The organism is Pseudomonas sp. B21-015 (genome assembly GCF_024749285.1).
Lineage (GTDB): Bacteria > Pseudomonadota > Gammaproteobacteria > Pseudomonadales > Pseudomonadaceae > Aquipseudomonas.
The window spans coordinates 2,071,478-2,096,411 of record NZ_CP087196.1 but is presented as its reverse complement, the minus strand read 5'-3'; the positions used below and the strand labels follow the sequence as shown (position 1 = coordinate 2,096,411).

General features: G+C 58.7%; 24 protein-coding genes. 14 read left to right on the top strand and 10 right to left on the bottom strand.

All coding sequences use genetic code 11. From position 1 onward, the window contains the following. Window positions 1–217 precede the first annotated feature (217 nt). On the top strand, window positions 218–526 hold the full coding sequence (locus tag LOY38_RS09725) for a hypothetical protein (RefSeq protein WP_258699837.1): 309 nt from the start codon (window positions 218–220) through the stop codon (window positions 524–526). A gap of 65 nt (window positions 527–591) precedes the next feature. Here the strand turns inward: LOY38_RS09725 and glp are convergent, their stop codons facing one another. Together glp and moaB are read right to left on the bottom strand one after the other, a co-directional pair. Then, complete coding sequence (glp, locus tag LOY38_RS09720) at window positions 592–1,818, bottom strand: gephyrin-like molybdotransferase Glp (protein ID WP_258699836.1); 1,227 nt, start codon at window positions 1,816–1,818, stop codon at window positions 592–594. Further along, complete coding sequence (gene moaB, locus LOY38_RS09715; protein ID WP_258699835.1) at window positions 1,802–2,341, bottom strand: molybdenum cofactor biosynthesis protein B; 540 nt, start codon at window positions 2,339–2,341, stop codon at window positions 1,802–1,804. Before moaB ends, glp begins: the two co-directional genes overlap by 17 nt. Window positions 2,342–2,422: 81 nt before the next feature. Here moaB and mobA point away from each other — a divergent pair, with 81 nt between their 5' ends. Together mobA and LOY38_RS09705 are read left to right on the top strand one after the other, a co-directional pair. Next, window positions 2,423–3,025: a molybdenum cofactor guanylyltransferase MobA gene (mobA, locus tag LOY38_RS09710; RefSeq protein WP_258699834.1), complete on the top strand. Its 603-nt coding sequence runs from the start codon at window positions 2,423–2,425 to the stop codon at window positions 3,023–3,025. 76 nt (window positions 3,026–3,101) lie between these two features. Further along, window positions 3,102–3,323 (top strand): YgdI/YgdR family lipoprotein, encoded by a 222-nt coding sequence (locus tag LOY38_RS09705; protein WP_258699833.1) that lies wholly within the window; start codon window positions 3,102–3,104, stop codon window positions 3,321–3,323. A gap of 98 nt (window positions 3,324–3,421) precedes the next feature. Here LOY38_RS09705 and LOY38_RS09700 read toward each other — a convergent pair whose 3' ends face one another. From LOY38_RS09700 to LOY38_RS09690, 3 genes are all read right to left on the bottom strand, one after another. Further along, window positions 3,422–4,312 carry a pseudouridine synthase gene (locus LOY38_RS09700; protein ID WP_258699832.1) on the bottom strand — a complete coding sequence of 297 codons (891 nt, stop codon included), beginning with the start codon at window positions 4,310–4,312 and terminating at the stop codon, window positions 3,422–3,424. A 72-nt stretch (window positions 4,313–4,384) separates the two neighbouring features. Next, window positions 4,385–4,705 (bottom strand): hypothetical protein, encoded by a 321-nt coding sequence (locus LOY38_RS09695; protein ID WP_007895054.1) that lies wholly within the window; start codon window positions 4,703–4,705, stop codon window positions 4,385–4,387. 165 nt (window positions 4,706–4,870) lie between these two features. After that, window positions 4,871–5,107, bottom strand: coding sequence for a glutaredoxin family protein (locus LOY38_RS09690; protein WP_258699831.1), 237 nt, complete (start codon window positions 5,105–5,107; stop codon window positions 4,871–4,873). 209 nt (window positions 5,108–5,316) lie between these two features. Here LOY38_RS09690 and LOY38_RS09685 point away from each other — a divergent pair, with 209 nt between their 5' ends. Beyond that, on the top strand, window positions 5,317–7,029 hold the full coding sequence (locus LOY38_RS09685) for a monovalent cation:proton antiporter-2 (CPA2) family protein (RefSeq protein ID WP_258699830.1): 1,713 nt from the start codon (window positions 5,317–5,319) through the stop codon (window positions 7,027–7,029). Window position 7,030: 1 nt separating this feature from the next. Here LOY38_RS09685 and LOY38_RS09680 read toward each other — a convergent pair whose 3' ends face one another. Then, on the bottom strand, window positions 7,031–8,239 hold the full coding sequence (locus LOY38_RS09680) for an ammonium transporter (protein WP_258699829.1): 1,209 nt from the start codon (window positions 8,237–8,239) through the stop codon (window positions 7,031–7,033). 305 nt (window positions 8,240–8,544) lie between these two features. Here LOY38_RS09680 and LOY38_RS09675 point away from each other — a divergent pair, with 305 nt between their 5' ends. The 9 genes from LOY38_RS09675 (at window position 8,545) to LOY38_RS09635 (ending at window position 20,025) form a co-directional block, all read left to right on the top strand. Beyond that, window positions 8,545–8,859 (top strand): YqjD family protein, encoded by a 315-nt coding sequence (locus LOY38_RS09675; protein ID WP_258699828.1) that lies wholly within the window; start codon window positions 8,545–8,547, stop codon window positions 8,857–8,859. 1 nt (window position 8,860) lies between these two features. Beyond that, a complete protein-coding gene (locus LOY38_RS09670; RefSeq protein WP_258699827.1) occupies window positions 8,861–9,250 on the top strand; it encodes a phage holin family protein in 390 nt (129 codons plus the stop codon). Further along, window positions 9,247–9,588, top strand: a complete 342-nt coding sequence (locus LOY38_RS09665; RefSeq protein ID WP_258699826.1) for a hypothetical protein — start codon at window positions 9,247–9,249, stop codon at window positions 9,586–9,588. The genes LOY38_RS09670 and LOY38_RS09665 overlap by 4 nt, the downstream gene beginning before the upstream one ends. 124 nt (window positions 9,589–9,712) lie before the next feature. After that, a complete protein-coding gene (locus LOY38_RS09660) occupies window positions 9,713–10,876 on the top strand; it encodes an EAL domain-containing protein (RefSeq protein WP_258699825.1) in 1,164 nt (387 codons plus the stop codon). A 113-nt stretch (window positions 10,877–10,989) separates the two neighbouring features. Continuing rightward, entirely contained in the window at window positions 10,990–12,321 is a 1,332-nt protein-coding gene (locus LOY38_RS09655; protein WP_258699824.1) for a deoxyguanosinetriphosphate triphosphohydrolase, read from the top strand. A gap of 171 nt (window positions 12,322–12,492) precedes the next feature. Next, on the top strand, window positions 12,493–12,894 hold the full coding sequence (locus LOY38_RS09650; RefSeq protein ID WP_258699823.1) for a response regulator: 402 nt from the start codon (window positions 12,493–12,495) through the stop codon (window positions 12,892–12,894). A gap of 258 nt (window positions 12,895–13,152) precedes the next feature. Continuing rightward, on the top strand, window positions 13,153–13,779 hold the full coding sequence (locus LOY38_RS09645) for a response regulator transcription factor (protein WP_258699822.1): 627 nt from the start codon (window positions 13,153–13,155) through the stop codon (window positions 13,777–13,779). Between the two features lie 8 nt (window positions 13,780–13,787). Then, window positions 13,788–17,030 (top strand): transporter substrate-binding domain-containing protein, encoded by a 3,243-nt coding sequence (locus tag LOY38_RS09640; protein ID WP_258699821.1) that lies wholly within the window; start codon window positions 13,788–13,790, stop codon window positions 17,028–17,030. 49 nt (window positions 17,031–17,079) lie between these two features. Further along, on the top strand, window positions 17,080–20,025 hold the full coding sequence (locus tag LOY38_RS09635) for an HD domain-containing phosphohydrolase (protein WP_258699820.1): 2,946 nt from the start codon (window positions 17,080–17,082) through the stop codon (window positions 20,023–20,025). Here the strand turns inward: LOY38_RS09635 and LOY38_RS09630 are convergent, their stop codons facing one another. Next, entirely contained in the window at window positions 20,026–20,508 is a 483-nt protein-coding gene (locus LOY38_RS09630; protein ID WP_258699819.1) for a GAF domain-containing protein, read from the bottom strand. It abuts the gene before it with no gap. Further along, complete coding sequence (locus LOY38_RS09625) at window positions 20,505–21,395, bottom strand: ATP-binding protein (RefSeq protein WP_258699818.1); 891 nt, start codon at window positions 21,393–21,395, stop codon at window positions 20,505–20,507. Before LOY38_RS09625 ends, LOY38_RS09630 begins: the two co-directional genes overlap by 4 nt. A 166-nt stretch (window positions 21,396–21,561) precedes the next feature. On the opposite strand from LOY38_RS09625, the gene LOY38_RS09620 reads away from it, so the two are divergent. Then, complete coding sequence (locus LOY38_RS09620; RefSeq protein ID WP_258699817.1) at window positions 21,562–23,883, top strand: response regulator; 2,322 nt, start codon at window positions 21,562–21,564, stop codon at window positions 23,881–23,883. On the opposite strand, the gene LOY38_RS09615 is transcribed toward LOY38_RS09620, so the two are convergent. Together LOY38_RS09615 and LOY38_RS09610 are read right to left on the bottom strand one after the other, a co-directional pair. Next, window positions 23,867–24,328 carry a MarR family winged helix-turn-helix transcriptional regulator gene (locus tag LOY38_RS09615; protein ID WP_258699816.1) on the bottom strand — a complete coding sequence of 154 codons (462 nt, stop codon included), beginning with the start codon at window positions 24,326–24,328 and terminating at the stop codon, window positions 23,867–23,869. The genes LOY38_RS09620 and LOY38_RS09615 overlap by 17 nt on opposite strands. Continuing rightward, window positions 24,325–24,810 (bottom strand): glutathione peroxidase, encoded by a 486-nt coding sequence (locus tag LOY38_RS09610; RefSeq protein ID WP_258699815.1) that lies wholly within the window; start codon window positions 24,808–24,810, stop codon window positions 24,325–24,327. The genes LOY38_RS09615 and LOY38_RS09610 overlap by 4 nt, the downstream gene beginning before the upstream one ends. Window positions 24,811–24,934: the final 124 nt, after the last annotated feature.

The window sequence follows — 24,934 nt, the reverse complement described above, 5'->3', positions numbered from 1 at the left end:
ACAGGGCGGTATTTTTTCTTACAAAACATGAGGAATCGGCTCAATTGACCCACCAAGGCGATTGGTACACCGTTGTGTCAGCGGTTATCAGTCATCACCAAGGAATTACACAAGGACGTGCAAACAATGAATGGAAAACCCTTAAGGGCCTCGGAAAGCGCAAGTAACAACGGCATCGGCCACTTGAATGGTTTTAACGCAAGGAGCCATTCACTCCATGCAAAGCCATGACATCAGACTACCGGTCACTCCGGTCGCGCCGTTCACAGACAATCGCGCCAATCATCAGGCTGAACTCAAAAACAGCGCAAAGCCCACCGGAGAAGTCGATATGGAACCTCGCATCATTGAACTGGAGACACACCTCAAATACATCCGAAGAGACATGGATGAAGTCCGCGGAGACGTCAAAGCCATCAAACACAGGCTCGCCTATTCAGCTGGCGGAACAGCCGTTGTCCTGGGACTTTTGGCCTGGGTCGCCAACAGTCGCTTCGACCAGGTGGTGACACTTCTGGCTCATTAAGGAGTAGCGATGCACGCAAGCCCCCCTCGATCAACCGGACTTGCGTGGCAAAACCAAGGCAGGTATCAGCTCAAGACTTCGCTCAGCGGGATGAAGCTCACCCAATCGCCCTCGATCAGCGTACGGCCCTCCAGCACTTCAACCAGACCGTCAGCCCAGGCAGCACTACGCAGTACGCCAGAGCTCTGATTCTTGTAGATGATTGCCCGGCCATTCTCCAGACGTCCGCGCAAGTACTCACGTCGGTTACCAGCCTTTGGCCAGACAAAACCCGCAGGCACCTGAAACTTCAGGGGCTCAACCTCTTTTACGCCTTGGCGACGCAAGAGGTAGGGCCTTGCCAACAGAGCAAAAGTCACCAGGGTCGACGCCGGATTGCCGGGTAAACCAATCACAGGCACGCCGCGAAAATGCCCGAACGTCAGCGGTTTGCCTGGTTTGATGGCCAGCTTCCACAGGGTCAGCTCGCCCTCTTCCCGCAAGGCAATGCCCAGAAAGTCGGCTTCTCCCACCGATACCCCCCCTGTCGAGAGAATCAGGTCGACTTCCTTCAGCTCACCAAGGCGGGCACGAGTGGTCGCCAAATCATCGGGAAGAATGCCGGCATCGATCACCTCACAGCCCAAGCGCTGCAACCAGTTGCAGAGCAACACTCGATTGCTGTTGTAGATCTGTCCTGGCCCAAGGGCCTGACCCGGCTCAACCAATTCATCCCCGGTAGACAGGACTGCAACACGAACCTTGCGAACCACGTCCAGTTCAGCGCACCCCAGTGATGCCGCCAGCCCCTGCTCGATGGGCCCCAGGCGCGTTCCTGCGGGCAAGATCAGCTCACCGACGGTAGTTTCCTGACCTTGTGGGCGGATGTTCTGCCCTAGGGTCATGGTTTCGGTGAAACGTACCCGCTCATCCGCCTGAACCTCGGCGTTCTCCTGCATCTCGACACAGTCGGCACCTGCGGGCACAGGCGCGCCGGTGAAAATCCGCGCACAGGTACCCGGCTTCAAGGGCTCCGGAGCCTGGCCTGCAAAAATCTTCTGACTGACCACCAACGGCTCTTCTGTCCAGTCAGCCAGGCGCAAGGCATAACCGTCCATGGCACTGTTGGGCCAGGGTGGTAAATCAAGTGTCGAGACCAGATCAGCGGCCAGTACGCGCCCCTGAATCCGTGCCAACGGCAAGCGTTCGTGCTCGCGCACCCTCGATGCATCGGCCAACTCCAGCAAACGCGCCAGTGCCACCTCGACAGCCATCAGACTGCCCGTCTTGCCTGGCTTACCCGCGGGATTCACAGGGTGCCGCCTGTTTCAGATGGGCCACGAAATTGCACGGACGGTGCCGGGAATCCAGTTGCTCGGCGAGAATGCCATCCCAGCCGGTACGCACAGCATTGGTCGAGCCCGGCAAGCAGCAAACCAGCGTGCCATTGGCCAGACCAGCCAAAGCCCGGGACTGAACCGTCGAGGTGCCGATATCCGCCACCGATATCTGCCGAAACAACTCACCAAAACCATCGACCTGCTTATCCAGCAGGCAACTCACGGCTTCGGGCGTGCTGTCGCGACCGGTGAACCCGGTACCACCGGTGATCAACACCACTTGCACGACCTCATCGGCAATCCAGTTGGCGACTTGCGCGCGAATTTTGTAGAGGTCATCTTTGAGCAGTACCCGAGCCGCCAGGTAATGACCGGCAGCGCTCAAGCGGTCGACGAAGACCTGGCCTGAGGTATCGGTTTCCAGGGTACGGGTATCGCTGACCGTCAGCACCGCAATGTTGAGCGGTGCGAAAGGTACATCAGCCTTGGCTTTCATAGGCTCGTCCAGTTGTAGGAGAAACAGCCCGGTGTTATATCACAGCACCTCATTTTTTCGCCGCCCCCATGGAGAAGTGCGATGACCTCGAATACACCTCTGCCGCCTTGTTCCATTCTGCTCCTGGCCGGCGGGCGAGGCCAACGCATGGGCGGTCAGGACAAGGGTTTGCTGGAATGGCACGGCGAGCCGCTGATTGCACATTTGCACCTCAAGACGCGCTCGCTGAGTGATGACCTGATCATCTCCTGCAACAGAAACCTGGAGAAATATGCGCTTTATGCGGATCAGTTGGTCCATGACGACGAAGGCGATTTTCCCGGGCCATTGGCGGGTATTCGCGCAGGTCTGAAGGCTGCCCGCCACACTCACCTGCTGGTACTGCCCTGCGATGTGCCACGCATCGATGCCGCACTGCTCCAGAGCATGCGTGAAACCGCCGCGCAGCATCCGGACAAACCACTGATGCTGCGCCATGGCGAACACTGGGAACCCTTGCTGTGCATAATTCCCGTCGCTCTTTCAGCGGCTTTCGAGACCGCCTGGAGCGAAGGCGAGCGCAGCCCGGGCCGCCTTATGCGCAAATTGGGCGCCACAGCCCTGCTGTGCCCCGACAATGACCCACGCCTGGCCAACCTCAACACGCCGGAACTGTTAAGCACACACCGCACTGTGTCAGACTGACACTCGAAGGAACTTGCGCGCGTTGTATACGTCTCAAGCTCGGTAACCAAAAGAATTTCCATTCGGAGACACACCCATGACCCAACGGACCCTCGCCACTTTCATGCTTGCACTGGGCCTTGCAACCCTCGCCGGTTGCGCATCGCCTGCAGTGATCACCTTGAATGACGGTCGAGAAATCCAGGCCGTCGACGCGCCGAAGTACGATAAAGAGTCGGGCTTTTACGAGTTCGAACAGCTGGATGGCAAACACACCCGCGTCAATAAGGATCAGGTTCGTACCGTTAAAGAGTTGTAATCTTTGCGACGACAACCGGATACCGGATACAGAAAAGCCCGCTTATAAAAGCGGGCTTTTTCGTGGCTGAAGAAAAGCAGGATCGCCAGCTCCTGTGATCACCACTGCAAGGTGATGGTGCTCTCGAATTCTCTTTCCTGCCCAGTGACCGGATCGACAAATCGCAATCCCTGAGCCAGCAGCTTCAAGGGGTTGGCATAGTCGTCTGCTACATCCTTGAGCACTTGCGGATAGAACGGGTCATTGCAGATGCCGGCACCCAGGGCAGCCATGTGCACTCGCAACTGATGTTTCTTGCCCGTCACCGGGTAAAGCGCATAACGCCAGAGCTCACCGTTTTTTTCCCTGACCTCGACGGCAGTCTCGGTATTGCTCGCTCCCGGACCTTCCTGCATGCGAAAGAACGGCTCGCCATCGATGAGTCGACTTTTATGGACCAATGGAAAGGAAAGTTCAGGCAACGCCCGGGCAATTGCTTCGTAGCGTTTTTCAATCTGCCGTGTAGGGAACAATGACTGATACGCTGAACGACTCTGGGGGTTGGCTGAAAACAGCACCAGCCCCGCCGTATGCCGGTCAATGCGATGCAAAGGCACCAGATGCGGGTTATCCAGACGACGGATCAGCCGTCGCAGCAATGTCTGCTCCACGTATTCCCCTGCCGGAGTCACCGGCAGAAAGTGCGGCTTGTCCGCCACCACCAGATGCTCATCGGCGTAGAGAATCGACTCCACCACCGGGATCGGTTTTTCGTCCGGTACCTCACGGAAATAATGAATCCGCAGACCTTCCTTGTAAGCCAGGTCCAGACCGATCGGCAAACCTTGCCCATCGAGGACGCGGCCGCGAGCGATTCTGTCCAGCCATTGTTCACGACCGATGGCGCTGAAATGTTCGCACAGGCAATCGAATACGGTCTGCCACGGACCGGGTGGCAGATAGAGCGTACTGGCCTGGTTGTGCGCAGCCGAAAAAGATGAAGTGGACATACGAAAAGCTCTAACCCTCAATGCAGGGCGGCATTATCCAACAGTGGCCGGAACGAACCTAGAAGAGAATCTTCAGGCCGGTATCGACTGCGTCCGGGCAGCCGCTTCGGTGAACTCCTTGAGCCAGCGCAGCACATCGACCGCTTCCCAGCGCCCCGGATCATAAAGCGCATACAGCAACCCCTGATAGCCCACGACATCCAGTTGTCGGTGATAACCCGCACGCTGGAACAAGGCTTCGATTTCGGCGAAACAGGTATTGAAATGCAGTTTGTTGAAGGGCGTTTTTCCTTCCGTGACCAGACCATCCAGACGTAATTCGAGGACAGCCTCGCGTACCACGTCCGCCGACATCCGGTTCACGCTGTTCTTCAATTGTTCGACATTGACCAAGGTTCATCCCTCTGACTTCCGGGATCGGCTGCCAAACCCGAAACAGAGAAAAGCATGGCAGGCAATCCGAGCTACTGTATGAACATACAGTAACCGAATAACCAACCTTTCGCCAATGGATGAAACAAGACCGCGACGGGTGGGGCATCGCCAGCAGCGTCAGGGTTAGCGCAGGAACGCCACCACCTGGTCGGCATCGAACGGCCAGCCCAACTCAGCGCCGGTATCGACCCGCCGTAACACCGGAATACGCAGACTGTAAGCTTCGAACCACGTTTCGTCGCCAGCGATATCCACCAGCTCCACCAGCAAACCGTTTTCGACAAAGGGCATCAGAAGTGCTTCGGCGACTTCACAAAGATGGCAACCAAGGGTGCCGAACAGACGACATTCAGGAAGCATGACGACAAGACCAAACGAAGTAAGCGCTCATTCTAGGCCCGCGATCAAAAGCCGTCGAGTCGATGGCCCAAGTGTCTGAGCAATGGCTGATTTCAAGAGATTTTGGCAAACTCCTGACGCACATCATTCACCTCGACTGTCATTTGCACGATGCTCGCGTCTTTTTTGCCTCTACGCTTGAGTGGCCAGAACCCTCACCGGAGTTTTTTGTGTTTGCCAACCTGTTGATCATCCTCGCCTCCTCCCTGGTAGTGATTGCACTGTTCCAGCGCCTGCGATTGCCACCGGTGTTGGGCTATCTGTGCGTGGGACTGATGATCGGGCCGACAGCCTTCAACTGGGTAAATGAAAGCGAAGAGTTGCCCGACCTGGCCGAATTGGGCGTGGTGTTCTTGCTGTTCTCCCTGGGGCTTGAGTTTTCCCTGTCGAAAATGCTCGCACTGCGCCAGGTGGTATTTGGCCTGGGCAGCCTGCAAGTGCTGGGTTCCGGGATCGTGCTGGGGGCTTTGCTGATGCTGTTCGGCATGCCCACCACGCCGGCCCTGTTACTCGGCGCCGGTCTGGCGCTGTCGTCTACCGCCATTGTCAGCAAGGAGTTGAGCAGCCTGGGCGAGATTTTCAGCCGTCACGGCCAGAATGCCATTGCCGTGCTGTTGTTCCAGGACGTGGTCGCGGTGCTGCTGTTGACCCTGGTTCCGGTGTTCGCCGGCAGCAGCGACCAGGCCTGGTATTGGGCTCTGCCATTGACGCTGGGCAAGACGATAGTGCTATTCGCCGGTCTGCTGCTGGTCAGTCGCTGGTGCCTGCCACGGCTGTTCCATGAAGTCGCCGCGGCCCGGTCCGCGGAATTGTTCGTGCTGTTGGCGCTGGTGATCGTTCTGCTGACAGCCTGGCTGACTCACCTGCTCGGCCTCTCCCCTGCCCTGGGCGCCTTTCTCGCCGGCATGCTGCTGGGGGAAAGCCACTATCGGCATCAGATCGAGGCGGACATCCGTCCGTTCCGCGACATCCTGCTCGGGGTATTCTTCGTCAGTATCGGCATGCTGATCGACTTGCAGTTGTTTGCCAGCCACGGCCTGCTGATTCTCGGTCTGACGCTGGGGTTGCTGCTGATCAAAGGCACCCTGGTCGCGCTGCTGGTCAAATGGCGCGGCAGCGATCTCGAAACCGCCTGGCGCAGCGGCCTGGCATTGGCTCAGGGCGGCGAATTCTGCTTTGCCCTGATGGCGCAGATGCAGCAGAACAAACTGATGCCCGCCGACCTCGGCGGCCTGCTACTGGCCGCCACTTTCTGCTCGATGCTGATAACGCCTTTACTCCTGCGCGCCGCTCCCTACGTCGCCGCCCGCCTGCACCGCAAGCCCAACGAAGAAGCCGAACTCGAAGAAGTCAGCGCGCTCAACGCCGGCTTGCACAATCACGTAGTGATCTGTGGTTACGGTCGCGTAGGTCAGTCCATCGGGCGCTTCCTGCGTCATGTCCATCAACCTTACATTGCGCTGGACACCGACCCGGTGCGGGTTCAGGAAGCTGCCGTCAATGAAAGCGGTGTTCATTACGGCGACTCACGCCGCGGCGAATTGCTGATCGCAATAGGGTTGGAGCGCGCCAGATTGCTGGTGGTCGCCGTGGACAAGACGGACATTGCCCTGCTGATACTCAAGGAAGCACGCCGGTTCAACCCGACCGTGCCGATCCTGGTGCGCACCCGGGACGACAGTCAGTTGGCCGAGTTGAAGGCGGCCGGCGCCAGCGAAGTCGTGCCCGAGTTGCTGGAGTCGAGCCTGATGCTCGCCTCCCATGCGCTGATCATGCTGGGCATACCCGGCCAGCAGGTGCAAGACCGGGTCGATCAGGTACGGCATGACCGCTATCGCCTGCTGCACGGTTTTTACCCCGGCGCCGACGATGAAGAACGGTGACTCAATCCTGACTCACGGCACCGATCTTGTGCACCGACAAGTCCGCGCCGTAGTACTCCTCTTCCTGGCTCAGGCGCAGACCATGGAGCGCCTTGATCGCGCCGTATACCGCGAAGCCGCCGGCCAGCGCCACGACTACCCCCAAAGAGGTGCCGATCAACTGGCTGGTCAGGCTCACGCCCCCCAAACCACCCAAAGCGGTTTGACCGAAAATGCCGCAAGCGATCCCGCCCCAGACGCCACACAGACCATGCAAAGGCCAGACACCCAGCACATCGTCGATATGCCATTTGCCTTGAGCCGCGGTAAAACACCAGACAAACAGTGCCCCGGCGATGGCACCGGTCACCAACGCGCCCACCGGGTGCATCAGATCGGAGCCGGCGCAGATCGCCACCAACCCGGCCAACGGGCCGTTATGCAGGAAGCCCGGGTCATTACGCCCGACGATGAGAGCCGCCACCGTGCCGCCGACCATGGCCATCAACGAATTCACCGCCACCAGCCCGCTGACCCCTTGCAGGGTCTGGGCGCTCATTACGTTGAAGCCGAACCAGCCGACGATCAGGATCCACGACCCCAACGCCAGAAAGGGAATGCTCGACGGTGCGAATGCCACCAGTCGTCCGTCGCGATAACGACCTTGCCTCGGCCCGAGCAACAGCACCGCCGCGAGTGCCAGCCAGCCACCCATGGCGTGAACCACCACGGAGCCGGCGAAGTCATGGAAACTGGCGCCGAAGCGTTCCAGCAACCAGGCTTGCAGACCGAAGTTGCCGTTCCAGACCACGCCTTCGAAGAAGGGATAGATGAACGCCACGATCAGCGCCGTCGCACACAACTGCGGGACAAACCGGGCGCGCTCGGCGATGCCTCCGGAAATGATCGCCGGTATCGCCGCCGCAAAAGTCAGCAGAAAGAAGAACTTCACCAGCCCATAGCCATGGTTGGCAGTGATCACCGCCGCCGGTTGCATGAAACTGACCCCGTAGGAAATCCAATAGCCTATAAAGAAGTAGGCCAGGGTCGAAATGGCGAAGTCGCTGAGGATCTTCGACAAGGCGTTGACCTGGTTCTTTTGTCGAACCGTACCGACCTCGAGAAAAGCGAAACCGGCGTGCATGGCCAGAACCATGACCGCGCCGATAAGGACGAACAACGTGTTGGAGCTATGGACCAGACTGTCCACAGCACTTTGCAGATTTTCCATGGATTGGCAGACCTGAAGGCTGAAAAAAGCACCAAAGCAGTTCGCACAAATGGCCGGCGCACCAAGTTGCAGCTCAACCAGATCGCAGTGCTGATCCGAATGAACCGCTTTGGCGCACAAGACCGCCGCCTCTGCGCGAGTTTTGATTGTTTGAGTTAGGGTTTTCCTGAAATCATGCCCGGCAACAGCGCAACGGCGCCGGCTGACGCACCACGACGTAGCAAAAGATGTACCAGTCATTTGTACTGAACCTTCGCGCAAGGCTCATACTCGAACGCTTCAGAAGCCACTTACGGAGATCACCAATGGCACGCATCAAGGCAAAGACTGCTCAAGAAATTCTGATGGAAGATTTTCAGACACTGGTCAACGACACCGAGCGGTTGCTGGAACACACCGCCTCACTGGCCGGTGATCAGGCCGATGAGCTGCGTGAGCAGATCCGCGACAGCCTGTTGCGTGCCAGGGAAACCCTGAAGCTGACCGAAGACTCCCTGCGCGAGCGCGGCAAAGCGGCTGTCACCGCCACGGAAGATTATGTCCAGGCCAACCCATGGCAATCGGTCGGAATCGCGGCCGGCGTGGGTTTCCTGATTGGTCTGCTGGCCACTCGGCGCTGATATGGCGATCGATGAATCCGGCTCGTCCGCGACGGGCACCCGCTCTTCATCGCGGCGTCTGGGTGCCGCGTTTCTTGGATTGCTGCACAGCCATGTCGAACTGTTCGGCATCGAACTGCAGGAGCAGAAAGCACGCACCGTAAGCCTGTTGCTGTTTGCAGGCCTGACGCTGGTCTTTACCTTGTTGTTGCTGGTGGGCTTGTCAACGCTGGTGTTGATCCTGTTTTGGGACACCTATCGCCTGGCAGCAATTATCGGGCTCTGTGTGTTCTATACCCTCGCAGCGTTGTTCTGTGCGATGCGTTTGAGAGCAGCGATTTTCGATGAGTCCTCGCCCTTCCATGGCACCCTGGAAGAGTTGGCCAATGATCGGGAGCGCCTGTTGCCATGAGCCTGCCAGAACTCCCCCGCAACAGTTCACGCACGGAAATGCGCAAGGCGCTGATCCGCCTGCGCATGGAAATGCATCGCCAGGAAATTCGCCACGAATCCCAACAACTGTTGCAGCCCCTGCAACGGGTGCGTGACATGACGCAGAACCTGCAAGACGGCTTCGGCATCAAACACGCTCCGCTCTGGGGCATCGCGGCCGTGATCGGGTTGGGCTTTCTGACCGGCAAGGGTGCCAAGGGCGGCGGTATCGGCAGCCTGACTCGGCTGGTTCGCCTGGGCGCCACGCTGGGGCCTCTGATCAAGCTGATCATGCAGAGTTCTTCGCGCAAAGACTAAATCAGCCCTGTCTGGCTGCATTCTTGCAATACCACCGGGATTAACCTCTTTATCGAGAGGTTGATCCTGCGTGCCTACCGGGTGACCAGGTTTATCCAGAACAAGACCTTACTAAGGAGGCCTCGTGATCGACGGGCAACCGCTCGCCTGCTTTCAGCCGTTCATCGATACCGCCACAGGCCGAATCGCTGGCGTCGAAGCGTTGGGTCGACTGCGTCAGGCCGACGGTCAACTGACCTCGGTGGGGCCGCTGTTCGCTGACCCGCGAACTCCCGCCATCGCCCTGCGTCGTCTCGATCGCCAGATACGCGATAACGCCCTGAGCCGTCTGCATGAAGCGCCCTCGGACTGGTTTCTGAGCCTGAACATCTCCCCGCGCTGGATCAGCCGCTTGCGCCGGGACCAGGCACTGCCGAGCCTCAAGCAACTGAGCAGGCATGGCGTCGACGTGCAGCGAATCGTCTTCGAGATCACCGAACTGGGCGGCGACAGCCAGCGGCTGGCCGAAGTCGTGGCCCGCTATCGCCAAGCCGGGGCGCGGATCGCCATTGATGATTTCGGCGCAGGTTACTCTCAGCTCGATCGCGTACTGGCTCTGCAACCGGACATCCTCAAGCTCGACATGCGGCTGTTCCAGGCCGCCGCGTTGGGCGGTCCCAGCAGCGAGGTGGTGAAGGCGCTGGCGCAAATGGCGGAAAAAACCGGTTGCTGGATCATCGCCGAAGGCGTGGAAACCGAAGCTCAACTGAATTTTGCCCTGGAGTGTGGTTCACGCTACGTACAGGGTTTTCTGTTCGCCCGGGCGCAAGCGGACTTCTTCGCCACAGACGCCTTTGTCGAGCGCTTCGCGCAACTGCGCCAACGTTATGTTCAGCAAAAACTGGCTGAGCGCGCTCGCCTGATGATCATGCGCCAGCAACTCAGTGAACTGATGGCCATCCTGCAAGCCTGGGCTCAGGCCAGCGCGCCCCTCAGTGCCTTGCCGCAACTGGAGGCGTTTCCCTGGCTGTTGCGATTTTATCAATGCGACCGCCACGGCACGCAGTTGACCCCCAACCTGGAATGGCGCAACAACGGCTGGGAAGCCGATAGCCGCTACCTGGGCCATAACTGGTCGTGGCGCCCCTATTTTTATCACTTGCTGGCCGAGGGTTGGGATGAGCGTCGTCTGACGCTTTCCAACACCTACCGCGACGCCACCAGCAATCAGTACTGCCTCACTGCAGGGCAGTTTTTCGATAACGGCGAACGGCTGCTGCTCATCGATATCGACGCCGCAGGGCTCTAGGGGGGCGTTGCCTCGGTGTGGAAACTAATTGAGAACGCCCCCCTGGTTCTCCTTGCAGGTACTGGCGCGAACCGGGAAGCTAGGAGATCAGTCACCTGACGGAGAAACCAGCCTTGGATTGGCACACCCTGCTTACCCGCGAACGCCTCGGAAAACCTGTGCACAGCCCGCAAGAGCTCGGCCGCAGTCCTTTCCATAAAGACCACGACCGGATCATTTTCTCGGGCGCGTTTCGCCGTCTCGGGCGCAAGACCCAGGTCCATCCGGTCTCCAGCAACGATCACATCCACACGCGCCTGACCCACTCGCTGGAAGTCAGCTGCGTCGGTCGTTCGCTGGGCATGCGCGTCGGTGAAACCATCCGCGGCGCCCTGCCCGACTGGTGCGAGCCGAGCGACCTGGGGATGGTGGTGCAATCGGCTTGCCTGGCCCACGACATCGGCAATCCACCCTTCGGCCACTCCGGCGAAGACGCGATCCGCCATTGGTTCCAGCAGGCCGCAGGCCGTGGCTGGCTAGACGCAATGAGCGAAGCCGAACGCAATGACTTCCTGAATTTCGAAGGCAATGCCCAAGGTTTCCGGGTGCTCACCCAGCTTGAATACCATCAGTTCGAAGGGGGTACCCGGCTGACCTACGCCACCCTGGGCACCTACCTGAAATACCCGTGGACTGCTCGGCACGCCGACTCACTGGGGTACAAGAAGCACAAGTTCGGCTGTTATCAGAGCGAATTGCCGCTGCTGGAACAGATCGCTCAAAAACTCGGCCTGCCCCAACTGGAGGAACAGCGCTGGGCGCGCCATCCGCTGGTGTATCTGATGGAGGCCGCCGACGACATCTGCTACGCGCTGATCGATCTGGAAGACGGCCTGGAGATGGAGTTGCTGGAGTACGCCGAAGTCGAGTCCCTGCTGCTGGATCTGGTGGGTGACGATCTCCCGGAAACCTATCGCCAGCTCGGTCCACAGGATTCGCGTCGGCGCAAACTGGCGATCCTGCGAGGCAAAGCCATCGAACACCTGACCAACGCAGCGGCCCGAGCCTTCGTCGAGCAACAGGATGCGCTGCTGGCCGGCACGCTGCCGGGCGACCTTGTGGAACACATGCATGGCCCCGCCAAACGCTGCGTCTTGAATGCCAAGGACATGGCGCGCAAAAAAATCTTCCAGGACAAACGCAAGACGCTCCACGAAATCGGCGCCTACACCACCCTGGAAATCCTGCTCAACGCCTTTTGCGGTGCAGCACTTGAGCAGCACAACGGTCGTACGCCATCCTTCAAGAACCGCCGCATACTCGACCTGCTGGGCAACAATGCGCCCGATCCCCATGGCCCTTTACATACCTCGTTCTTACGCATGATTGATTTCATCGCCGGCATGACCGACAGCTATGCCAGTGAAATGGCGCTGGAAATGACCGGTCGTTCAAGCCACGGATAACAGTGCATCGATCAGCCGCGTCAGCGACGTCTGAACGGCTGATCGAATGTCTCGACATTCATCTGTATTTCAACATCGACAGAATCGCCCTACACCTTGTGCAGAGCTGACTGATCGATTGTTCGGCCGTCTCGCGAAACAATTGCACACCCACTGCTCGACAGATGAAGCATGAAAACTCCTACGTTCAAACACGATTGGCACATATTGCTGGTGGAAGATCATCCATTTCAGCTGAGAGCGACTCAATACCTGCTCGAGAGTTACGGCTTCACCCAACTGACCACCACTGACAGTGCCGAAGGCGCCTTGCAACAAATGCTCAAGGCTGCGCAGCCGTTCGATATTCTTCTGTGCGACCAATGCCTGCCCGACCTTCCAGGCCTTGACTTGATCGAGTTCGCCAGTCACCGGGGAATGATCAGACAGGCCATACTTTTGAGCAGCCTGACATCCGTTGAGCTGGACAAACTTAAAACCATGGCCAACGAACATGGATTGCCCTTGCTGGGTTACTTGATCAAGCCATTGAAACAATCAGACTTTAGAAACTTGTTGACCTTGGCCTCATGATAAAAACACCAAAACTCACACACACTAAAACCATGACCAGCATACAGATTAAAACTTATAGCCCAACGCTTCCTGCCTCTTGACTGCCTCTAGCAAACTTTCACCCTTCCTCATGCAAAACCTAGTTGACACGTAGCCCCATTCTTCTTCGACTGTAGGATTTTTCCTATATTGCTGCTACAGGCCTGTCAGCTCATGCGGCCCCTCAACTACTGAGCTAAGGTGCGCGCTTTATTTGTGCACGTATGGGATTTGATTATGAACTCCGTTTTTATTGTCGACGATCACCCTGTCATCCGCCTTGCCGTTCGAATGCTGCTGGAACATGAAGGTTACAAAGTCGTGGGCGAAACTGACAATGGCGTCGATGCCATGCAGATGGTGCGCGAATGCATGCCCGACCTGATCATCCTCGACATCAGTATCCCCAAACTGGATGGGCTGGAAGTGCTCTCCCGTTTCAACGCAATGAGTACACCATTAAAAACACTGATATTAACCGCACAATGCCCAAAACTTTTCGGTATTCGCTGCATGCAATCCGGTGCGTCGGGGTATGTATGCAAACAGGAAGAACTCAGTGAACTGGTGAGTGCGATCAAAGCGGTCTTATCAGGTTACAACTATTTCCCCAGCCAGGCCTTGAACCCTGTTCGTAGTGACGACGCAAGGTGGGCTGACCTGGAACTATTCAAATCCGTTAACGATCGAGAGCTGATGGTATTACAACTTTTTGCCCAAGGTCGTACCAACAAGGAAATTGCCAAGGGCATGTTTCTCAGTAACAAGACTGTCAGCACCTATAAAAAACGACTCATGCAGAAACTCAAAGCCAAATCCCTGGTTGAACTCATCGACATGGCAAAACGTAACGCGTTAGTGTGAGAAACAGGATGCCCAGTCGTTTGAAGGATTATCTAAAACTCACGGTCGCGGGTTTATGCCTGAGCACCTCGGTGCTCGCGGCGCAGACGACCAGCGAAAACTACACCTTGCTCAGTCGCTCAACGGCCGGGCACATGGAAGTCCAACTGGATATTTCACAACGACAATGGGTTAAAGACAAACGTGAATTGATCCTGGGTACGTCGGCCCCGGATTATCCTCCTTTCGACCTGACCCTCAGTGGCCAAGACTACGAAGGTTTCACCGCCGATTACGCAGGCATCCTCGGCAACGTTACGGGGTTGCCCATTAAAGTTCAGCGCTTCGCGTCCCGAGGGGCCGCGATCGAGGCGCTGGAAAAAGGCCAGGTCGACATGCTCGGCACCGCCAATGGGTTCGAGGCCGACAATGCCGACATTGCGCTGTCCATACCTTATGCGGCGGATCAACCCGTACTGGTGACACGAGAAGGAGAAACCAGGTCGCTGACCGATGGTCTTGCCGGCCTGCGGCTTAGCATGGTGTATCACTACCTGCCTCTGGATGAGGTCAGGGCGCTGTATCCGAAGGCAATCATCACGTCCTACCCGTCCTACCAGAATGCAATCAACGCGGTTGCCTTCGACCAGGCCGACGTTTTTCTCGGTGACACCATTTCCACCCATTACATGATCAACAAGGGGTATCTGAACAACATCCGCATGGCCAACTTCGGTAAACACGAAGCCCATGGCTTCAGCTTTGCCGTGCAAAAGGACAACCCGGATCTGCTCGGGATCATCAACGCGGTACTCAAGGCCATCCCCACCAGCGAGCGAGAAAACATCGCCAAACGCTGGAGTGCCGGCAGCGACATTCTTCTCACCGATCACAAACTGCAACTCAGCCACCGCGAAGAACGCTGGCTGGCGCAACATCCGGTCGTGCGGGTGGTGGTCAATGAAGCGTTTGCGCCCCTGACGTTTTTCGACAGTGACGGCAACTTTCGGGGTGTCACGGCCGACCTGCTCGAGCTGATCAGGTTGCGTACCGGTTTACGCTTCGAGATCCAGCGCAGCCGAAGCGATGACGAGATGATCGAGCAAATCGGCAACCATCAGGCCGACCTGATCGCCGCCCTGCTCCCCAGCGCACAGCGTGAAACGATGTTGAACTTCAGCCGCCCTTATCTGGAAAACTCCTTTGTCCTGCTGACACGCAAAGCGGCCGACAGCCCGACAAACCTCACGCAACTACAAGACAAACGTCTGGCCATTGCCCAGGGCAATCCACTGGTGGATTACCTGCGCAGCGAGTTTCCGCGAATCCACCTGATTGAAACCCCGGACACGTTCAGTGCCGTGGAGTTGCTCGTCGAAGGACAGGCAGAAGGTGCGGTGAACTCACTGGTGATCGCCAACTACTTCATCTCATCGCGAATCTTCGAGCAGGCACTTCAGATCAGCACCACCATCGGCACCCAACAGGCGGCGTTTTCCCTGGCTACCGGGCGCGACGCCAAAGAGCTGAATGCCATCCTCGACAAGGCACTGCTGAGCATCGCACCGGAAGAGCTGGGCATCATCAACAACCGCTGGCGTGGTTATTCGGCGGCCTCGCAAAGTACCTGGCGCAACTATCACCGAGTGTTCTATCAGATCGTTACCGGTGCCGGCGTGTTATTGCTGATATCCGTTGCCTGGAACGCCTGTATGAGACGCCAGATAAAACAGCGGCAGGCGGCGAAAGAGCGTGCCGATGAAGCCAACCGAGCCAAAAGTACCTTTCTGGCGACCATGAGTCATGAGATCCGCACGCCGATGAATGCAATCATCGGCATGCTCGAACTGACACTCAAACGGATTGATCATAGCCATGCGGATCGACCGGCCATCGAGGTCGCGTACAACTCGGCGAAAGATCTGCTGGAGCTGATCGGGGACATTCTCGACATTGCGCGTATCGAATCCGGGCGTCTGAGCCTGAGCCCGGAACGCGTCAATCTGGCTGAAAGCGTAGCCTCGGTGGTGCGGATCTTCGACGGACTGGCCCGGCAGAAAAATCTCGAACTGCGACTGGAATTCAACCCAGCCAAACCGGCGACCGATGTCCTGTTGGACCCGATGCGCTTCAAGCAGGTGCTGTCCAACCTGGTCAGCAATGCCATCAAGTTTACGCAACAGGGTCAGGTCAGGATCAGCGTCGAGCTGCAACCGACCGACGAGCCCGACCGGGTTCTGTTGCAGTTGCAGGTTGAGGACAGTGGCGCGGGGATCGGCGAGCAGGATCAACAACGGCTATTCGAGCCTTTCGCTCAGGCCGAAAACGCCGGACAGTTACCCAGAGGCGGTACGGGGTTGGGCCTGGTGATCAGCCGTAATCTGTGCGAAATGATGGGCGGTAGCCTGCAATTGAGCAGCCAGCCGGGAGTCGGCACGCAGGTCCGGGTTTCGCTGAATCTGGCAACCCTGCCACCTGAACGGATGCCGGAAATTGCCGAGCCGCACATTCACCCCAGCACTGCCCCCTTGAACGTTCTGGTGGTCGATGATCACCCGGCCAATCGCTTGCTCATGTGCCAGCAACTGGAATTTCTGGGGCATCGGTTCAACGTCGCAGCGGATGGTCAGGCGGGGCTCGAGGCATGGAAGGCTCAGCCATTCGACCTGGTGATTGCCGATTGCAACATGCCGATCATGAATGGATATGACATGGCCCGTGCCATTCGCCAACACGAACAGCACATGCAGCGCCCTCCCTGTACCGTTCTGGGTTTTACCGCCAACGCGCAGCCAGAGGAAAAACAACGCTGCAAACAAGCCGGGATGGACGATTGCCTGTTCAAACCCCTCAGCCTGACAACCTTGAACCAATGGATCGAAGGCATTGCGCCGACGGTCCGCAACCCGGCCTTCAGTCTGGAAGGGCTGCACCTGTTGACCGGAGGCAACCCGACACTGAACCGACGATTGTTGACCGAGCTGCTGAGCAGCAACCGCCTGGACCGGCAAACTCTGCTGGCGTTGTCCCAATCAAAGGACCGGCAGTCACTCCTGGACATCGCCCACAAAATCAAAGGTGCAGCCAGAATCGTCCAGGCCTCCCGACTGATCGACAGCTGCGAGGCACTCGAAAAGGCTTGCAATAACAGGCTCCACTACGACGAAGTGGCCGATTGCAGCAAGTCCATGGTGCGTGCCATGCTCGAACTGGAGCAAGCATTGCACCAACAGATGGGGCACCACGACAAAAGCACAATGACAGAGCGTTAACTATGCTTGAAGGCTGAGCAGTGTGTTCATCATCATGGAGAAAGCTGCAATGCCCAACCCACTGCGCCCGGATCAACGCCGGTTTCCCCTGCACATCCATATCAGTGTGATGTTCACCTTCCTGTTGTTGCTGACCGGGGTGGTGTTGGGCATTTTCAATTATCGGCAAACCACCCAGATCATTCTTTCCAGCAGCGAAAAGCTCTTCAACCGCATCGAGCAGGATGTCCGTCTGGACCTGCATCGCACCTATGAGCCGATTCGTCATCTGCTGAGCTTGCTGGCGGACAATCCGGCGACCCAGGCGCCCGACCTTGAGCAGCGCCTGGTGTTGCTCAAGCCCTTCAGCCAATCGCTCCAGGACAACCCCGATCTGGCCTCGCTGTACCTGGGCTACGGCAATGGTGACTTTTTCATGGTGCGTCCCCTGCGCACCGACGCCCTGAAAACGCAAGTCAAGGCACCGGACACCGCGGCGTATCAGGTATGGAGCATCGAGCACCCAAGCAGCGGTCAGGCCCACTCCCAATCATTGTTTTTCGATCAGAACCTGGCCCTCATCAGCCGCCAGGACAACCCCGACGAAACCTACGATCCCCGTAGCCGCGCCTGGTTCTCCAGCGCCCGCGGCGAGCGTGATCAGATCACCACCGAACCCTATCTTTTTTTCTCCACCCACAACGTCGGCACCACTCTGGCCCGGCGCAGTGGCGAGCATGCGGTGATGGGGGCCGACCTTACGCTGGCTGAACTGTCGGCGACCTTGGCCAAACATGTGGTGACCCCCAGTACCGAAATTGTTCTGTTCGACGCCGAGGGAGATGCCATTGCCTACCCCGACAGCAGCAAACTGATCGTCGACGACCAGACTGCCCGGCTGATCAAAGCCGCTGACCTGAGCCCCAGCCTCGCGGCCCTGCTCAGCAGCCCCCCCGAGGTCAATCGCCTGAACGCCGCGAGTCGTCAATGGATCGTGGCGCGCAGCAGCATGCAGGAGGGTGGCCCGCAGGGACTGCAGCTGGCGCTACTGGTGCCGGAGGACGAATTGCTCGTCGACGCCTACCGCATGCGTTGGCAAGGCGCGCTGATTACCCTGGCGACACTGCTGTTGTGCCTGCCCATGGGTTGGCTGACCTCGAGAATCCTTGTCAAACCCTTGCATGCCCTGGTGCAGGAAGCCGATGCGATTCGCAGTTTCGATTTCAATTTTCCGGCCACCCGTCGCTCGCCGGTGCTTGAAGTCGACCAACTGAGCGTGTCGATGGCGCGCATGAAAGACACCCTGGCGAGCTTTTTCCGGATCACCGACAGCCTGAGCGCCGAGACCCGTTTCGCCCCCTTGCTGCAACGGGTGTTGTTTGAAACCGTGCAGATCGCCCAGGCCCAGGCCGGTCTGCTCTACCTGCGTGAAAATGATGACGATCGTGTGGAGCCTCATGCTCTGGTTATCAACGGTAGCTCACAGGCATTGCCGTCATTCGACCTTCAAGGACACAGTCCTCAGGAGCCGCAGAGCCCTCAATGGATGCAGACGCTGTCAACCGCCGACAATGTTGTCACCACTCTGGGTTTCGAACAGGCGGGGGATTTGCAGAAGGTTTTGCTCGCGCTGGAGTGCCCACGGGTTCATCTGATCGGTATTCGGCTGCACAATCGTCATAACGAAACCGTGGGCCTGCTGGTCCTGCTGCTGACCGACAGCGGCACGCAGGATGACCTGGATAAACTTCGCCCCGATCGCATCGCGTTTCTCCAGGCGGTTTCCGGTGCAGCCGCCGTGAGCATAGAAAGTCAGCGTCTGCAAGCCAGACAGAAACAACTGCTGGACTCCTTCATTCAATTGCTGGCCGGCGCAATCGATGCCAAGAGTCCCTATACCGGCGGGCACTGCCAGCGGGTGCCGGCACTGACGCTGATGTTGGCACAGGCTGCCGCGGCCAGTCAGGACCCGGCTTTCAGTAGCTATCAGCCCACCGAAGATGAGTGGGAAGCCCTGCATATCGCCGCCTGGCTGCATGACTGCGGCAAAGTCACTACCCCTGAATACGTGGTCGACAAAGCCACGAAGCTTGAGACCCTGAACGACCGCATCCATGAAATTCGCACCCGCTTCGAAGTCCTCAAGCGTGACGCCTGGATCAACTATTGGCAGGCCATCGCCCTGGGGGGTGACGAGCCGCATCTGGGGCAATTGCGCAATGCGAACCTGGCGGCGCTGGACGATGATTTCGCGTTCGTAGCCCGCTGCAACCAGGGCAGCGAGGCCATGGCCGAGGCCGATCTGCAACGGCTGAACACCATCGCCCAACGCACCTGGACCCGAACCCTGGATGATCGGCTTGGTGTTTCGTGGGAAGAGAACCGGCGCCAGGCCCGGACCCCGGCGGCGCCCCTGCCGGTCAGCGAGCCGCTGTTGGCGGATAAACCCGAGCATCTGCTTGAGCGCGCCGACAGCGAACTGATCCCGGCCGACAACCCTTGGGGGTTCAAGCTCGACGTGCCGCGCTACAAGTACAACCGGGGCGAACTCTATAACCTGAGCATCACCCGAGGCACCCTGACCCGCGAGGAGCGTTACGTCATCAATCACCACATGGTGCAGACGATCCTGATGCTCAGCCACCTGCCCTTCCCCGGCCACCTCAACAACGTTTCGGAGATCGCCGGTGGCCACCACGAAAAAATGGACGGTTCCGGTTATCCGAAACGGTTGAAGCGCGAAGACATGAGCCTGCCGGCGCGGATGATGGCGATTGCCGATATTTTCGAAGCGTTGACCGCCGCCGATCGCCCCTACAAAAAGGCCAAGTCCTTGAGCGAAGCGCTGAGCATCATGGCCACCATGTGCCGCGACGCTCACATCGACCCCGAGTTGTTCGGGCTGTTCATCAACGACGAAGTTTACTTGCAGTACGCCAGTCGCTTCCTCGATCCACGACAGATCGATGCCGTCGACCCGTCAAGCCTGCTGATCAAGGCCGGCTTGACGGCCTGATCAGAAATCGGTCAGGCGCAGGAAAATCGCCGCCAGCTGCTCGATCCCGGCCTGATCGTCAGCGGTAAAACGCGCGAGTCTCGGGCTATCGAGGTCCAGCACGCCGATCAGTCGACCGTCCTTGACCAGCGGCACCACCAGCTCGCTGTTCGAGGCGCTGTCGCAGGCGATGTGCCCGGGAAATGCGTGTACGTCTTCGACCCGTTGAGTCTGCAAGGTGGCCGCCGCCGCCCCGCACACGCCGCGACCGTACGGAATCCGTACGCAGGCGATCTGCCCCTGAAACGGGCCAAGCACCAGTTCTTCGTTGCGATTAAGGTAGAAACCAGCCCAGTTCAGGTCATCGAGCTGGTTGAACAGAAACGCCGAAAATTGCGCGGCGTTGGCGATAAAATCACGCTCGTCCGCCAGCAACGATTCCAGCTGCGCACACAGCATGCCATAGCCCTCAAGGCCCTGGCCGCTCTTTTGCAGATCGATCATGCCTTATGCTCCAACAACTTTAGCCCGACCCAATAGCGGGCAAATTGATACGCGCAACGTCCGTTACGATTACCCCGGCCCGTGGCCCAGCGCACCGCGAGGATGTCCAGCGCTTCGTCACGCTGCCACTCAAGGCCGGCCTTGTCGGCCAGTTGGCCGATCCAGTGCTCGACAACGTTGAGGAAATGCTCCTGAGTAAACGGATAGAACGACAGCCACAGACCAAAACGGTCCGACAGCGCAATCTTGTCCTCCACCGCCTCATTGGGATGGAGCTCGCCATCGACCCTTTTCCAGTTTTCGTTATCGCTTTCCTTTTCCGGCACCAGATGGCGGCGGTTGGAAGTGGCGTACAGCAGAACGTTGTCCGGTGCCTGCTCGAGGGAGCCATCGAGTACGCTTTTGAGCACGCGATAATCGCCCTCGCCCGACTCGAACGACAGGTCATCACAGAACAGCACGAAACGCTGGGGCAGCCTGGCGATCTGCTCGACCACGCGCGGCAAGTCCGCCAGGTGATCGCGCTCGATCTCGATCAGCCGCAGGCCGCTCTTGGCGTGTTCCGACAGCAAGGCGCGCACCAGCGACGATTTACCGGTGCCTCGCGCGCCCCAGAGCAAAGCGTGGTTGGCGGGCATGCCATCGAGAAACTGTTGAGTGTTTCGGCCCAGTTGCTCAAGTTGCCGGTCAACGCCAATCAGGTCGGACAGGCGCATATCGAGGCTGACTTGCAACGGCAACAGAAAACCGTTGCGCCCCTCGCGTTGCCAGCGCGCGGCCAGGCAGTGCGTCCAGTCGATGGCCTGCCGCGGCGCGGGCAGCAGCGGTTCGATACGGGCCAGAACGGCATCGGCGCGTTCAAGAAAAGCATTCAATCGGGAATCCACGTCTTCTCCTCGGGCACGTTCACAGTAATGATGGCGGTACAGCGACGAAACGCAGGGGCCGATGCCCGGCCTGCACCCCGTACAGGTATTTCGCGAGAACATCGGTATCCAGTGATGATCGACTATGCTTGAGCAGCGAAGGGAAACGGAAGTGGTTCAACATCCCATGGATATCAAGTTCAGCCACCGGCTGTCGTACAAGCAAGCCCGGCTTACGGTGCTGGTCGGTTTCATACTGGGCACGCTGCTCAGCCTGGTGCAAATTGGCATCGATTATGCCAGCGAAGACGCCTCCATCAACCGCGAAATACTGTCTTTGCTGGAAATCAGCCATAACCCCGCGTCCCGCATCGCCTACAACATCGACGCCGAACTCGCCCAGGAGCTGACCATGGGGCTACTGCGCTCTCCGGCGATCATCAGCGTGCAATTGACCGACAACAACAATACCGTGCTGGCCAGCGTCAAACGCCCGGGCCTGGAAAACAATTACAGGATGCTCAGCGACTTCCTGTTCGGCGCCAACCGACAGTTCGAAGACCGCCTGTACCTCGACCACTTGCCGGACGAATCCCTCGGGACCTTGCACCTGGAAGTCGATACCTACACCTTCGGCAGCCGCTTCCTGCGCCGGGCTGAAGTGACCCTGCTCAATGGCTTCGCACGCAGCCTGATCCTCACGGGCATTTTGCTGGCGCTGTTTTACGTAATGCTGACCAAACCGCTGGTGCGGGTCATCCGCGAGCTCAGTGGCCGTGACCCGCGCAGCGCGGAACCGACGTGGCTGGAGTGTCCGACGGGGCATGAAAACGATGAAATCGGGGTCCTGGTCAAGGTCGCCAATCAGCAATTTGAAAACATCGCCACCGAAATCCAGCAACGGCGCAACGCTGAAAATCGCCTGACCGACTACCTCTCGCAACTGGAAAACATCGTCTCGGCTCGCACTGCGGAACTCAAGGCGATCAACACTCGACTCAGCCAGTCCAACGATGAACTGGAAGTCGCCCGCAGGACCGCCCTGGACATGGCCGAAGCACGTTCGGTGTTCCTGGCCAACATGAGCCATGAAATCCGCACGCCCCTCAACGGTCTGCTGGGGATGATCGCGCTCTCGCTGGACGGCCCGCTCAATGCCGAACAGCAGCAACAGCTGTCCATCGCCCACGACTCGGGCAAAGTGCTGGTGGAACTGCTCAACGATATTCTCGACCTGTCGAAGTTCGATGCTGGCCAGCTCGAACTCGAACACATTCCATTCGACCTCGGCTCGCTGATCGAAGACACCGCCAACCTGCTGTCCCAGAACGCCGCGCCCAGCGTCGAACTGGCGTGCCTGATCGATCCGAAGTTTCCTGCACTGGTGCTCGGTGATCCGACCCGGGTCCGCCAGATCGTCAGCAACCTGTTGTCCAATGCCCTCAAGTTCACCCGCTTCGGGCGGGTCGATGTGCGTCTTTCAACGTTCGAGGATGGCGTGCGAATCGAAGTCTGCGACACGGGCATCGGTATCGCCCAGGACGCGCAAGTCAAAATCTTCCAGCCGTTCACCCAGGCCGGTGCCGGCATTACCCGGCAATTCGGCGGTACCGGCCTGGGCCTGGCGCTGACCTACAACCTTTGCGAAGCCATGCAAGGGCGTCTGACGATCAGCTCGGAACCAGGCTTCGGCAGCCAGTTCTGCGCCGACCTGCCGCTGCCCTGCCACACCCAGGCCATCGCCCCGGCACTTCTGCAAGGCAACATCATCGCGATTACCGCCGCCAGCAGCGGTCTGGCGGAACTGTTGAAGAGTCTGTTGCCCGAATGGGGGCTCGACTATCAACAGCGTTCCATTGATGACCGGTTGATCGGTCTGGAGCCGGACGTGCTGATCACCGACTGTCCCGAATGCCTGTTTGGCCTGCGCCCTACCTTCACCGCGCCGATTCTGCTGGTGACCGCTTACGGCAGTTTCCTGCCCAGTGAGCAAACCAATGCTCTGGCGCCTTTGCAACAGCAGGCGCGGCCTTTGGCGCGCAACGCGCTTTACCAGACATTGCGACGGATCTTGCAGCCGGAACTCCAGGCGATCAACGGCGCCCGGGTCGAAGTCCTTTCGCCCCAGCGACGCGGGCGCATCCTGCTGGTGGAGGACAACCCGGTCAATCAGTTGGTGGCCAAGGGCATGCTCGGAAAACTCGGTTGCGAGGTGAGCGTCGCGGCCCACGGTGCCGAAGCACTGGATCAGCTTGAGCACAGCGAATTCGATCTGGTGTTGATGGACTGCAACATGCCGGTGATGGACGGCTATGAAGCCAGTCGGCAAATCCGTCGCAGCGGGCGCTGGCCTCAACTGCCCATCGTCGCCCTGACCGCCAACGCCATGTCCGAAGAACGCGAACGCTGCCGTGCGGCGGGCATGAGCGACTACCTGGCCAAACCCTTCCGCCGGGAAGAACTGGCGGCCCTGCTCGACTTGTGGATACCCACTACGACAGCGCTTTGATTTGCCCCAACAGGTGATCGAGGCCATCGCGCAGATCATTCAGGCGATCCAGATCCACGCCGCTATCGCACAACAGACGAGCCTTGAGCGGCCCGACCTGATCACGCAAGGCCTTGCCGGTGAGCGACAGGCTCAGATGCACCTCACGCTCATCGCGCGCCGAACGCTGACGCTGTACCAGCTGCAGCTGCTCAAGACGCTTGAGCAGCGGCGTCAGGGTCCCGGAATCCAGCGCCAGGCGTTCGCCCAGCGCCTTGACCGTCGGTTGCTCTGGCGCCACTTCCTGCCATTCCCACAACACCAGCATCGCCAGGTATTGCGGGTAGGTCAGGCCCAACTGATCGAGCATCGGCTTGTAAGCGCGGATTACCGCCCGAGAAGCGGCGTACAGCTTGAAGCAGAGCTGACTGTCGAGCTTCAGGGAATCGACTGACAACGTGTTCATTTGAGCAGGGCTTCGATCTCGCGGCTCAGGTCCTGCGGCTTGGTCGCCGGAGCAAAGCGCTTGACCAGCTGGCCGTCCTTGCCGATCAGGAACTTGGTGAAGTTCCACTTGATGCCTTGGGAACCCAGCACGCCCGGTGCGCGTTTTTTCAGCTGAACGAACAGAGGATGAGCGCCGGCACCGTTGACTTCGATCTTCTTGAACAGCGGGAAACTCACCCCGTAATTCAATTCGCAGAACTCGGAAATCGCCCCCTCGTTGCCTGGCTCCTGCTTGCCGAACTGGTTGCAGGGAAAGCCGAGCACCACCAGGCCTTGATCCTTGTAAGTCTGCCAGAGCTCTTCGAGGCCTTTGTACTGTGGGGTGAAACCGCATTTGCTCGCAGTATTGACCACCAGTACCGCTTTGCCGGCGAAGTCGGCCAGGGTCTTTTGCTCACCCTTGATGGTGGTGCAAGGGATGCTCAGCAGGCTGTCGCTCATGGCACGAACTCCGAGAGGAAGAAGAAAGGCCAAACATAGCGAGCAATTGAATTGCGTGCAATTTAATAAATCGATCGATACCTGAAACGCCCCCATCGAGGTAGGAGCAGCCTTCGGCAGCTCC